This window comes from Pseudomonas salomonii, from assembly GCF_900107155.1.
GTDB lineage: Bacteria > Pseudomonadota > Gammaproteobacteria > Pseudomonadales > Pseudomonadaceae > Aquipseudomonas > Aquipseudomonas salomonii.
Window position 1 is genome coordinate 233,731 of record NZ_FNOX01000003.1, and the last position, 11,802, is coordinate 245,532.

At 61.0% G+C, this 11,802-nt stretch carries 11 protein-coding genes; 4 read left to right on the forward strand and 7 right to left on the reverse strand.

Features of this window, described 5'->3' with window-relative positions; all coding sequences use genetic code 11:
• The first annotated feature begins 145 nt into the window (after positions 1–145).
• Positions 146–886, forward strand: coding sequence for a YciK family oxidoreductase (locus tag BLV67_RS08360; RefSeq protein ID WP_056857233.1), 741 nt, complete (start codon positions 146–148; stop codon positions 884–886).
• A gap of 153 nt (positions 887–1,039) precedes the next feature.
• On the opposite strand, the gene BLV67_RS08365 is transcribed toward BLV67_RS08360, so the two are convergent.
• The 6 genes from BLV67_RS08365 to BLV67_RS08390 are packed head-to-tail and all read right to left on the reverse strand — an operon-like array spanning position 1,040 to position 7,203.
• A complete protein-coding gene (locus tag BLV67_RS08365; RefSeq protein WP_068931226.1) occupies positions 1,040–2,554 on the reverse strand; it encodes an ABC transporter substrate-binding protein in 1,515 nt (504 codons plus the stop codon).
• Between the two features lie 35 nt (positions 2,555–2,589).
• The gene (locus BLV67_RS08370) at positions 2,590–3,561 is read right to left on the reverse strand and encodes an ABC transporter ATP-binding protein (RefSeq protein ID WP_069788672.1); all 972 of its coding nucleotides are present in this window, start codon (positions 3,559–3,561) and stop codon (positions 2,590–2,592) included.
• Positions 3,558–4,514, reverse strand: a complete 957-nt coding sequence (locus tag BLV67_RS08375; RefSeq protein ID WP_065929264.1) for an ABC transporter ATP-binding protein — start codon at positions 4,512–4,514, stop codon at positions 3,558–3,560. The genes BLV67_RS08370 and BLV67_RS08375 overlap by 4 nt, the downstream gene beginning before the upstream one ends.
• The gene (locus tag BLV67_RS08380) at positions 4,511–5,368 is read right to left on the reverse strand and encodes an ABC transporter permease (protein ID WP_069788671.1); all 858 of its coding nucleotides are present in this window, start codon (positions 5,366–5,368) and stop codon (positions 4,511–4,513) included. Before BLV67_RS08380 ends, BLV67_RS08375 begins: the two co-directional genes overlap by 4 nt.
• Positions 5,365–6,312, reverse strand: coding sequence for an ABC transporter permease (locus tag BLV67_RS08385; RefSeq protein WP_017136113.1), 948 nt, complete (start codon positions 6,310–6,312; stop codon positions 5,365–5,367). The genes BLV67_RS08380 and BLV67_RS08385 overlap by 4 nt, the downstream gene beginning before the upstream one ends.
• A gap of 3 nt (positions 6,313–6,315) precedes the next feature.
• Positions 6,316–7,203, reverse strand: a complete 888-nt coding sequence (locus BLV67_RS08390; RefSeq protein WP_069788670.1) for a proline iminopeptidase-family hydrolase — start codon at positions 7,201–7,203, stop codon at positions 6,316–6,318.
• A gap of 183 nt (positions 7,204–7,386) precedes the next feature.
• Between BLV67_RS08390 and BLV67_RS08395 the strand changes: the two genes are divergently transcribed.
• Together BLV67_RS08395 and BLV67_RS08400 are read left to right on the forward strand one after the other, a co-directional pair.
• Complete coding sequence (locus tag BLV67_RS08395; protein WP_069788669.1) at positions 7,387–8,151, forward strand: LuxR family transcriptional regulator; 765 nt, start codon at positions 7,387–7,389, stop codon at positions 8,149–8,151.
• Between the two features lie 92 nt (positions 8,152–8,243).
• A complete protein-coding gene (locus BLV67_RS08400; protein ID WP_065929262.1) occupies positions 8,244–9,176 on the forward strand; it encodes a proline iminopeptidase-family hydrolase in 933 nt (310 codons plus the stop codon).
• A gap of 118 nt (positions 9,177–9,294) precedes the next feature.
• On the opposite strand, the gene BLV67_RS08405 is transcribed toward BLV67_RS08400, so the two are convergent.
• Positions 9,295–10,791 (reverse strand): nucleobase:cation symporter-2 family protein, encoded by a 1,497-nt coding sequence (locus BLV67_RS08405; RefSeq protein WP_065929299.1) that lies wholly within the window; start codon positions 10,789–10,791, stop codon positions 9,295–9,297.
• 158 nt (positions 10,792–10,949) lie between these two features.
• Between BLV67_RS08405 and BLV67_RS08410 the strand changes: the two genes are divergently transcribed.
• Positions 10,950–11,783 (forward strand): nucleoside-binding protein, encoded by an 834-nt coding sequence (locus BLV67_RS08410; protein ID WP_069788668.1) that lies wholly within the window; start codon positions 10,950–10,952, stop codon positions 11,781–11,783.
• The last annotated feature ends 19 nt before the right edge of the window (positions 11,784–11,802 follow it).

Sequence of the window (11,802 nt, forward strand, 5' to 3'; positions counted from 1 at the left end):
GAGCGGGCTTGCTCGCGAATGCGGTGTGTCAGTCAATGAACCAGCAACTGACACACAGCATTCGCGAGCAAGCCCGCTCCCACAGGGGATCTTTGTAGGGTTCAAATTCAGCGTTTGCAACCTACTGAATTTTTAGAGGTTTTTTATGTTTGATTACTCCGCACGTCCAGAACTGCTCAAAGACCGGGTGATCCTGGTGACCGGTGCCGGTCGCGGGATCGGCGCGGCCGCGGCAAAAACCTATGCCGCCCATGGCGCCACCGTGCTGTTGCTGGGCAAGACCGAAGCCAACCTGGCTCAGGTGTATGACGAGATCGAAGCGGCCGGCCAGCCGCAGCCGGTGGTGATTCCGTTCAACCTGGAAACCGCCCTGCCCCATCAATACGATGAGCTGGCAGCGATGATCGAAAAAGCATTCGGTCGTCTCGACGGCCTGCTGCACAACGCCTCGATCATCGGCCCACGCACGCCGATCGAGCAGTTGTCCGGTGAGAACTTCATGCGCGTGATGCACGTGAACGTCAACGCGATGTTCATGCTCACCAGCACACTCTTGCCACTGCTCAAGCTGTCCCAGGATGCGTCGGTAGTGTTCACCTCCAGCAGCGTCGGGCGCAAGGGCCGGGCGTATTGGGGTGCCTATGGTGTGTCGAAGTTTGCCACCGAAGGTTTGATGCAAACCCTGGCCGATGAGCTGGAAGACGTGGCATCGGTACGCGCCAACAGCATCAACCCAGGCGGTACGCGCACCAGCATGCGCGCCCAGGCGTATCCGGGGGAAAACCCGATGGAAAGGCCTGCACCGGAAGACATCATGCCGGTGTACCTGTACCTGATGGGGCCGGACAGCGCCGGGATCAATGGGCAGGCGTTTGATGCGCAGTAACACTTAAGCAGATCCAACTGACACAGCAGGGAACGAACTGTGGGAGCGGGCTTGCTCGCGAAGGCGGCGGATCAGTCGACATCTCTATTGACTGACACTCCGTCTTCGCGAGCAAGCCCGCTCCCACATTTGATTGTTGGCGTATTGGAAATATTAGTTCTTCACCACTTCCTCAAGGGTAAAACGCCCCAGCGGGTTTTGCAGGAAGTTGCTCACGTTCTTGCGTGAGATGTTGATGTACGGGCTGTAGTACAGGTCAATCCAGTTCACATCCTGCTTCGCCAGCTTCTGCAACTCCACGTACATCTGCTCACGCTTGACCGGGTCGGCCTCGATTCGTGCCTGCGCCACCAGCTCTTTAACCTTATCGTTCTTGTAACGGGTCATGTAGTTCTGGTTGGTGTCGTGGCCGAGCACGAAGGTGGTCTTCTGGTCCGGGTCGAGGATGTCGTTGGTCCAGTACATCACCGAAATATCGTATTCACCGTCCACCAGCATCTGCCAGCTTTGGGTCGGGTCGACCTTTTGCAGGTTGGCGGTCACGCCGACCTTGGCCAACTGGTCCTTGATGATCACCGCGATCTGCTCGTCAGCTTCATTGCCGGCGTTGACCACGTAGTTGAGTTTCAAGTCCTTGGCGCCGGCCTCTTCCAACAGCTTCTTGGCGGCGGTTGGGTCATACGGGCGTTGCAGGTTGTTGGCGTAGTGGTACAGCGAGCCTTTGGGGATGTAGGAATAGGCCACGGTGCCCTGGCCGTAAGTGGCGGTCTTGACCAGCGACGGCTTGTCGATGGCCATGTCCAGCGCCTCGCGCACCTGCGGCTTGGCCAGCAGGCCGTGGGCGTGGTTGATCAGCAGGTGATCTTCGCGGGTCGACGGGTCGGCGTGGATCACCACGTTGTTGTCTTTCTTCAGCTCTTCCACGCGGGAGAACGGTACGAAGATCGCCGTGTCCAGCTCGTTGTTCTGCACCATGCGCATGCGCGTGTTGTCGTCGGTCACCGAGACCCACTCCACGCCATCCAGGCTCACGTTGTTGGCCTGCCAGAAGTTCGGGTTCTTCTTGAGGATCACGCGGTCGCCTTTACGCCACTCCTCCACGGTAAACGCGCCGGAGGTCACCGGGTTTTCCGAGTAGGCGTCTTCGCCCATCGTGGTCATGGCTTTTTCCGACAGGATCGACACCGTCGGCGAGGCCAGTTGCGAGAGGAAGGCCACGGCCGGGGTTTTCAGGGTGACCACCAGGGTCTGCGGGTCGCTGGCCTTGGCCGTGTTGATCAGGTTGAACGGATCCGCCCACAGCGACGCCTTGTTGTCGCGGATGCGCAACAGGCTGAACGCCGCGTCAGCGGCGGTGATCGCCGAGCCATCGGAGAACTTGGCGTCACGCAGCTTGAAGGTGTAGGTCAGGCCGTCCTTGGAAATCTCCCAGCTTTCGGCCAGGCCCGGCTCCATCTTGGTGCCCAGGTTATCCACGCGCACCAGGGTGTCGTAGACGTTGGCGAACACCCAGGTATCGCGGTTCTGTGCGCTTTTGATCGGGTCGAACGTGGTGCTGTCTTCACGGCAGCCGATGGTCAGCACACCGGCGGCATGAGCCAGCCCGGCGGTGAGGGACCAGGCGGTCAATGTCGCGGCGGCGAGTAACTTCAAGTGACGGGTTTGCATGTCATAACTCCTTGTTCATGAATGGCAGAAGTGGGTCAAAACAGAGGTTCTTCAAGCACGCAACTGTACCGATGCTCGTGCAGGTAATGGGTCGGCGGCAATACCACGGAACACATCGTCCGGGCGTGCCGGCAGCGCGGGTGAAAGGCGCAGCCGGTGGGCAACTTCAGCGGGCTTGGCGGCTCACCGGGCAACGGTTCTGCAGGCAACGGCCGGTGCGGATCGATCTCGGGAATCGCCTCGATCAACGCCGCCGTATACGGATGGCGCGGCGCCGTAAACACCGCCTCCACCGGCCCTTCTTCGACGATCTTGCCCAGGTACATCACCGCCACGCGGTCGCACAGGCGCCGCACAATAGCCAGGTCATGGGCGATAAACAGAATCGCCAGGTTCATGCGCTGTTGCAGTTCCAGCAACAGGTTGATGATCTGGCCCTGAATCGACACATCCAGGGCCGCCACGCACTCATCGGCAATGATCAGGCGCGGCTCCACCGCCAGGGCGCGGGCGATGCCGACGCGCTGGCACTGGCCACCACTGAGGGAGCCGGGTTTGCGGCTGGCGAGTTCAGGGCGCAGGCCTACCAGGTCAAGCAGCTCGACCACGCGAGCCGGTATCTGCTGCGGGGCGACCTTGCGCTGCACCCTCAACACTTCGGCAAGGGTTTCGCCAATGCTGTGGCGCGGGTTCAAGGCGGCGTAAGGGTCCTGGAAAATCATCGCGGTTTCATGCCGCAGGCGGGCGATGTCGATCGCACTGCCCTGGGCCATGTCGACGCCATCGAACAACACCTGCCCGGCGCTGATCGGGTTGAGGTGCAAAATGGCTCGCCCCAGCGTGCTTTTGCCACTGCCGGACTCGCCCACCAACCCCAGGGTTTCGCCTGCGGCCAGGTTCAGCGACACACCATTGACCGCCCTCACCCACTGTTTATTAAGGCCCAACATACCCGTGCCGGACGCGGCAAACCGCACCTCCAGGTCCTTGATCTGCAACAGGCTCATGGGCGCTCTCCGAGCGGATAGTGGCAGGCCACGCGCGCACCTTCGGGCAACACCTCAGTGCACAACGCCGCCACTTGCGGGCAGCGCGGGTTGAAGCGGCAACCGACGGGCAAGGCATCCAGTAACGGCGGCTGGCCGGGGATGGTGCGCAGCAAGGCGTGGCCGCTGCTGTGGGCGGGTTGGCAATCGATAAGGCCGGCGGTGTACGGGTGTTGCGGATGGGCCAGCACGTCGTATTTGCTCGCGTGTTCGCACAGGCGCCCGGCGTACATCACGGCGATGGAATCACAGGTCTGCGCCACCACGCCGAGGTCATGGGTGATCATGATGATCGCCAGGCCACGCTGGTCGCGCAGCTCCAGTAACAGGCGCAGGATCTGCGCCTGCACCGTCACATCCAGCGCCGTGGTCGGCTCATCGGCAATCAGCACCTGCGGGTTGCAACCCAGGGCCACGGCGATCATCGCGCGCTGGCGCATGCCGCCGGAGAACTCATGGGGGTAGTTGTCGACCCGCGCCTTGGGATCGGGAATACCGACCTGGCGCAGCACCTCGATGGCTTGTTGGCGTGCGTCTTTTTTCGACGCACCCTGATGCAAACGGATGCCTTCGGCGATCTGCTCGCCGATGCGCATTAACGGGTCCAGGTGACTGCTGGGGTTCTGGAAAATCATGCCCAGTTGCCCACCGCGCACGGCGCGCATGCCAGCCTCATCGAGTTGCAACAGGTCGCGACCGGCCAGGCGCACCGCGCCGCCTTGCACCCGCAGGTTGGGCGACGGCAACAGGCGCATCAGGGCGCGACAGGCCAGGGTTTTGCCCGAGCCGCTTTCACCTACCAGGCCGAGGATTTCTCCTTCGGCCAAATCAAAGGACACACGATCAACGAGCGTGACCTCACGCCCGCCATTGTTGGCGATCACACTGAGGTCCTGCACCTGAAGCAGGCTCATGAACGATCCCCCAACACTTGCGCCACACCATCGGCGAGCAGGCTGAAACCCATGGCCAGGGTCACAATGGCCAGGCCCGGGAAGGTGCAAAGCCACCAGGCGGTGGTGATAAACGCCTGCCCTTCGGCGACCATCGTGCCCCACTCCGCCGTCGGCGGTTGCACGCCCAGGCCCAGGTAGCTCACGGCAGCGCCGTTGAGCAGCACCAGCACGGCGTCGGACATGGAAAACACAATCGAGCCAAACATCGCATTGGGCAGCAAATGCCGAAACAGAATGCGCCCATGGCCAAAGCCCAGGCTCTTGGCGGCCAGGGCGAAGTCGCTTTCTTTGAGCACCAGGATCTGCGAGCGGATCAACCGCGCATACGACACCCAGCCCACCAGCGCCATGGCGATATAAAAGCTCTGCAAGCCCGGCCCGAGAATGGCCATGATCGCCAGCATCAGCACCAGGAACGGGAACGCCAGTACCACGTCGATCACGCGCATGCACAGGCTGTCGAAGCGCCCGCCGATGTAACCGGAAACAGCGCCGATAAAAGTGCCGATCAGGAACGGGAAGATCACGCCGATGACGGCCAGTTGCAGGTCAATCCGCGCGCCCCAAACTACCCTCGAAAGAATGTCTCTGCCATAGTTATCCGTGCCAAATGGATGGGCAAGGCTGGGCGCCAACAAGCTCAGATCGGTGTTCTGCGCAATCGGGTCATACGGCGCGATCCACGGCGCGAACAACGCCAGGCCCAACCACATAAACAGGATCAGCAAGCCCCATGCGGCGGTCAGCCGGCCGTTGCGAAAACCAAAGCGCAGGCGCAAACGCCACGGCGCAATCAGTGGGCGGCTGCTCATTGCATCTTCACTCGTGGGTCGAGGGCCACGGTCGCCACGTCCGCGACGAAGTTGACTACCACCGTCGCACACGCCAGCACCATGGCCACGCCCTGCACCACCATGTAGTCACGGGTAAAAATGCCGCGCACCAGCAATTGGCCGATGCCGGGAATCGCGAACAGGCTTTCGATCACCACCGTGCCGCTGATCAGCCAGCCGATATTCACCGCCAGCAGGTTGACCGCCGGCACCAGGGAATTGGGCAATACATGCCGACGAAACACCGCCGCCTCCGATAACCCACGGGCGCGGGCGGCGGTGACATGGTCGGCCTGCAACTCCATCAGCATGCTCGCCCGCAGGTTGCGCACCAGCACCGCTGCCAGCGCCAGCGCAATGGTCAAACACGGCAGGACCATGTGGTGGGCTTTATCTGTAAACGTGCGACCGTAGCCCGATACCGGGAACAAGCCCCACTTCACACTCAGCAACAGAATCAGCATCAAGCCCAGCCAGAAGGCCGGCATGCCCAGGCCGACCGTGGTGAACACGCGAATCAGGTTATCCGCCCAGCCGCCTTTGTTGCGCGCCGCCACAGTGGCCAGCGGCACCGCGATCAACAGCGCCAGCAGCACACTGCCGAGCACCAGCACCAGCGTCGGCTCGATACGGGTGACGATCAGTTTCAAGGCGTCGACTTTATAGAGCAGCGACTGGCCGAGATCGCCCTTGAGCAGGTTCTTGAGGAAGTAGAAATACTGCAGCCACAAGGGCTGGTCCAGGCCGTATTGGGCGCGAATTTTCAGCAGCGCATCCGGCGTGCTACGCGAGCCCAGCAAGGCGCGCGCCGGGTCGCCGGGGATCGAGCGCACCAGCACAAAGGTGATCAGGCTGATGCCAAACAACACCGGCAGCAATTGCAGCGGCCGGGACAGCACGAAGCGGTAACGCGCAAGATTCATCCGTCAGCCTCGGTGGCGAGCGAGAAAGTCCAGCAGCACCGGAAAGTACGCCTGGGGCTCTTCATAAAACGGCATATGGCTGCTGTTGGGGAATACATGCAGTTCGGCGTGTGTGGCCGCAAGTTTCATGCGGTGAGCACAGGCGGGAGTGAGTTCGTCGTGCTGGCCGGTGGTGATCAGGATCGGCATCTTGAACTCGGCCATCTCCGGGATGCGGTTCCAGTCCTTGAGGTTGCCGATATAGAGAAACTCGTTGGGGCCTTGCATGGTTTCGTAAGGGCCCATGTTCCAGTCGCCCAGGGAGCGCTTGACCGGCTCCGGCCATTCGTCCAGGCGGCAGACGTGGCGGTAGTTGAGCAAGGTAATGGCGGCCTGGTATTGCGGATGATCGAGGGTGCCCATGGCCTCATGGCGCTGCATCATGGCCACGGTTTCGCTGCCGAGGGCGCCGCGCAGGCGTTCGAGTTCCTGGGACAGGTGCGGAATATCGCCGACAGTGTTTTCCAGGATCAGGCTTTTCAGGGCGTCAGGATAGTGAATGGCGTACTCGATGCCCAACCAGCCGCCCCACGAATGCCCAAGCAGATGCACGCGGCCCAGGCCCAGTGCCTGGCGTACGGTTTCGACTTCTTCGACATAACGGCCAATTTCCCACAGGGAAACATCTGATGGTCTGGCTGATGCGCCCGTGCCAAGCTGATCGAATGCAACCACTCGCAGGTTATGGTCTTTGAGCCAGCCATGGGCGTCGCGCAAGTAATCACACGGCAGGCCTGGGCCGCCGTTGAGACACAAAAGCACCTCATCGCCGTCGCCAAAGCTGTAGGCCACGAGGTTATGGCCATCGACTTGCAAGTTGTACTGCTGGTCGGGGGCAATTTCACGCCACATGCATACATTCCTTGTGTTGTATCGGCCTGGCAGGTAGCGGCCGTTGATCTGGCCAACACTACCGAGGATGCCGCGCGTCCATAACCTAGTAGTTCTTATAGGTTTGGCCTGGCAGTCCTTCGCCGGGGCGTGGCATTCTACTTGCCGCAAGTCGAGATTCAAATGAATTCGGGAGCAGAACGGATGCTGTCCAAACTTACCGCCTTCAACAACCGCCTCATGCCCGGCAGGAGCCTGGATGAACAGATCGACAACACGTTTATCCTCGCCCAGCAGTTGGGCTTTGATGCGTTGGTGTATGACTACACCCCGGTGCCCATCGACCAGGACGGTTCGCTGATCACGCCTTCGGTGCTGGAATCGCGCAACACACCGTCGGACTGGCACGCGTTATGGTGCAGCGAAGGGTTTTACCAGATCGACCCGGTGCAGCATCTGGCCTTGAGCACGGTGTCGCCGTTTGTGTGGTCCTATGAGGCCAAAGCCGACACCGCGCTGCAAAAGATCATCGACCCGTGCCATGCGCCCGTGTCCTCTTACCTGCATGAACGCCAACTGACCTGCGGCGTCACCGTGCCGATCCACCTGCCGCGCGGCGGCTTCGCGTCGCTGACCGGCCTGCGCACCGGCAAGGCCGGCACGGTGCTGGAAGATGCCCAGCAGACCCTGACGGACTTCAGCCTGATCACCCACGCCTTGCAGGAAGCGGCCTACCCGTTGCTCAGCAAAGAGCTGCGCACCTACCCGCATATCCATCTGACCAAGCGCGAGCGCGAGTGCCTGAAATGGGCCGCCGAGGGCCTGACCGCCGCCGAGATCGCCACGCAGTTAAGCCGCTCACTGGCGGTGGTCACCCTGCACCTGGCCTCAGCCATGCACAAACTGGGCGCCAAGAACCGCGTACAGGCGGTGGTGCGCGCGACCCATTACCGCCTGTTGGAAGATTGAACCGTCGGAAAAACCTAGCTGTTTTGCTAGTTACTTAAACGCCGCGTGCCGACTATCGTAGCCCTGATCCTTTTTTCAGAGCAGGGTACGAAATGGAATTCATCGAGAAAGTCCGCGAAGGCTACGCGGCCTTCGGCGCCTACCAGACCTGGTACCGCGTCACCGGCGACCTGGGCACCGGCCGCACGCCCTTGGTGATCCTCCATGGCGGCCCCGGTTGCACCCATGACTATGTAGACGCGTTCAAGGACGTCGCCGCCAGCGGCCATGCGGTGATTCACTACGACCAGATCGGCAATGGCCGCTCCACGCACTTGCCGGACAAAGACCCGTCTTTCTGGACCATCGGCCTGTTCCTCGACGAACTGAACAACCTGCTGGACCACCTGCAAATCAGTGACAACTACGCGATCCTCGGTCAATCCTGGGGCGGCATGCTCGGCAGCGAACATGCGATTTTGCAACCCAAGGGCCTGCGTGCGTTTATCCCGGCGAACTCGCCCACCTGCATGCGCACCTGGGTCAGCGAAGCCAACCGCCTGCGCCAACTGTTGCCCGAAGGCGTGCACCAAACCCTGCTCAAACACGAACAGGCCGGCACCTACCAAGACCCGGAATACCTGGCGGCGGCGCGGATGTTCTATGACCAGCACGTGTGCCGAGTAAACCCGTGGCCGGAAGAAGTGGCGCGCACCTTTGCAGCCGTGGACGCCGACCCGACGGTGTACCACGCCATGAGCGGCCCGACCGAATTTCACATCATCGGCAGCTTGAAGGACTGGAGCGTGATGGGGCGCCTGTCGGCGATCAATGTGCCGACGCTGGTGATATCCGGGCGGCATGACGAGGCCACGCCCTTGGTGGTCAAGCCGTTCCTGGATGAAATCACCGACGTGCGCTGGGCGCTGTTTGAAGACTCCAGCCACATGCCCCACGTGGAAGAACGCCAGGCATGCATGGGGACGGTGGTGAAGTTTCTGGACGAGGCGTGTTCAATGCCGAACAAAGTCCTCAAGGCTGGCTGAGTGTGATCGTTCCCACGCTGCGCGTGGGAATGCTTCCTGTGACGCTCCGCGTCACGATCTTAAGAGCGACGCAGAGCGTCTAGGGCGGCATTCCCACGCGGAGCGTGGGAACGATCATTTAAACGGTCTCGGCTTTTTGGGCCTTCCTTGGCACCTCAGCCACCACTGGAATCTCCTGCCCTTCAGCATCAAACAACTTACCGCCGCTGAAGTAATCGCCATCGCGCAACGCCGCCACGTCGTGGAAGCACAAACTGCGCTCAGTGCCGGCCACAAACACCGACTGTTGGTCCGAGTTACCGGCGGTGAAGTGGTTGAACGCCAGGTTGAGCAGAATCGCCATGATTGCCGACGAGCTGATGCCCGAATGGAAAATGGTCGCGAACCAGGTGGGGAAGTGATCGTAGAAGTTCGGCGCGGCGATCGGGATCATGCCGAAACCGATGCTCGTCGCCACGATGATCAGGTTCATGTTGTTGCGGTAATCCACCTTGGACAGCGTGCGAATCCCACTGGCCGCCACGGTGCCGAACAACACAATACCAGCGCCGCCCAGCACGGACGTCGGCACGGCCGCAATCACCCGGCCCATAAACGGCAACAAGCCCAACACCACCAGGAACACGCCGCCGGTGGCCACCACAAACCGGCTTTTCACGCCAGTGACCGCCACAAGGCCGACGTTCTGGGCGAAGGCGCTTTGGGTGAAGGAACCGAAGATCGGCGCAAACATGCTCGACAGCATGTCGGCACGCAGGCCATTACCCAGGCGCTTGGAGTCGACTTTGGTGTCGATAATCTCGCCGACCGCGAGGATGTCCGCCGAGGTCTCCACCAACGTCACCATCACCACGATGCACATGGAAATGATCGCCGCCACATGGAAGGTCGGCATGCCGAAATGGAACGGGGTGGGAAAGCCGAACATCGGCCCTTGGGCGACGCCGGAGAAATCCGCCATGCCGAGGAACACCGCGATCACGGTGCCGATCACCATGGCCAGCAGAATCGACAGACGCGAGATGGTCGCGCTGCCGATCTTGCTCAGCAGCAACACCAGCACCAGGGTCAGCGCCGCCAGGCCAATATTCGCCATGCTGCCAAAATCCGCTGCCCGGCTATTGCCGCCCATGGCCCAGCGCGCCGCCACCGGCATCAGCGTCAAGCCGATGGTGGTGATCACGATACCGGTGACCAGCGGCGGGAAAAACTGGGTGATCCGTGAGAACACCGGCGTGATCAATAAGCCGATAAACGACGCCGCCATCACCGCCCCGAGAATCGCCGGCACCCCGCCCGCGCCATCACTGCCGACAATCGCCACCATGGTTGCCACACCGGCAAACGACACGCCCTGCACCAGCGGCAACTGGCAGCCAAAAAACGGCAGACCGAGGGTTTGCAGCAGCGTGGCCAGGCCACCGGCAAACAGCGAAGCGGCGATCAACAGGCCGATATCCGCCGGCGACAACCCGGCCGCCTGGCCAACGATCAACGGTACGGCAACGATGCCGCCGTACATGGTGAGCACATGCTGCAGGCCGTAAGCCATGTTGGCCGCAACGCCTAGATTCTCATCTTCTGGCCGCTGCGGTGACGCCTTCGGGATAGTCATGGTGAGGGGTTCTCTGTTTTTGTTGTGCGAACACTGTATGCAATGTTTGGACTGGATGTCCATAGAGTTGTATACAATCAATCGAACAAGATACCCTCCATCGGCGTTACAAAAACAATCCGGCCGTCATGAGCCAGAACGCCAAAGGACCTAGCACAATGAAAAAGGCATTACAGGGCGCTACCGTCGCATTGACCCTTCTCGGCGGTGGGGAGGCCGTCGCGCTGGAATGGATGAACAACAGCGCAGGGTTTCGTTACGGTCAGCACTTCACCAACCCCAACAACCCCGAAGACTTCAGCAAACGCATCTACAGCTTTACCCACGCCAGCGGCTACCGGTACGGCAGCAACTACCTGAACCTTGATGTGTTTTTGTCCGACAGCAGCGACCCACGCAAGGGCACCGACCACGGTGGCAGTGAGGTCTACGCCGTGTACCGGCACCAGCTGTACGCCTCACGGGTATTGGATGTGCCGTTGGGTACCGGGCTGATCAAGGATTACGCCCTGACCCTGGGCTTCGACGCCAACCGCAACAACAACTTCGCCTCAGCCAAAAAGCGCGCGCTGGTGATCGGCCCGACGTTGAAGTTCAACACCGTCGGCGTGCTGGATTTGAGCCTGATGTACTACAAGGAAAAGAACCACACCGGCATCCCCGGTGCGAAAGAGTCGAACCACACCTTCGACGACACCTACATGCTCAACCTGACCTGGATGCGCCCGTTCGACATCGCCAACCATGCGGCGAAGTTTCAGGGTTTTATCAATTACGTCGGGGAAAAGGGCGAGGATTATCACGGCCGCGACACCGCGCAGGAAACCCTGATGCGCACGGCGCTGATGATGGCGGTGCGGCCGGGTAAAAGCGTGAAGCCGAACCTGTATCTGGGGGTGGGTTACGAGTACTGGCATAACAAGTTCGGGGTGGATGGAGGTATGGGTACCCGGACCTCCACGCCTACGCTGAATATGGAAGTGACGTTCTAACTGAAGAAACCGGCTCCAA

Excerpts from the sequence above, each read along its gene's own strand:
- BLV67_RS08360 (WP_056857233.1), top strand. The coding sequence starts at position 146 with ATGTTTGATTACTCCGCACGTCCAGAACTGCTCAAAGACCGGGTGATC.
- BLV67_RS08365 (WP_068931226.1), bottom strand. The coding sequence starts at position 2,554 with ATGCAAACCCGTCACTTGAAGTTACTCGCCGCCGCGACATTGACCGCC.
- BLV67_RS08370 (WP_069788672.1), bottom strand. The coding sequence starts at position 3,561 with ATGAGCCTGTTGCAGATCAAGGACCTGGAGGTGCGGTTTGCCGCGTCC.
- BLV67_RS08375 (WP_065929264.1), bottom strand. The coding sequence starts at position 4,514 with ATGAGCCTGCTTCAGGTGCAGGACCTCAGTGTGATCGCCAACAATGGC.
- BLV67_RS08380 (WP_069788671.1), bottom strand. The coding sequence starts at position 5,368 with ATGAGCAGCCGCCCACTGATTGCGCCGTGGCGTTTGCGCCTGCGCTTT.
- BLV67_RS08385 (WP_017136113.1), bottom strand. The coding sequence starts at position 6,312 with ATGAATCTTGCGCGTTACCGCTTCGTGCTGTCCCGGCCGCTGCAATTG.
- BLV67_RS08390 (WP_069788670.1), bottom strand. The coding sequence starts at position 7,203 with ATGTGGCGTGAAATTGCCCCCGACCAGCAGTACAACTTGCAAGTCGAT.
- BLV67_RS08395 (WP_069788669.1), top strand. The coding sequence starts at position 7,387 with ATGCTGTCCAAACTTACCGCCTTCAACAACCGCCTCATGCCCGGCAGG.
- BLV67_RS08400 (WP_065929262.1), top strand. The coding sequence starts at position 8,244 with ATGGAATTCATCGAGAAAGTCCGCGAAGGCTACGCGGCCTTCGGCGCC.
- BLV67_RS08405 (WP_065929299.1), bottom strand. The coding sequence starts at position 10,791 with ATGACTATCCCGAAGGCGTCACCGCAGCGGCCAGAAGATGAGAATCTA.
- BLV67_RS08410 (WP_069788668.1), top strand. The coding sequence starts at position 10,950 with ATGAAAAAGGCATTACAGGGCGCTACCGTCGCATTGACCCTTCTCGGC.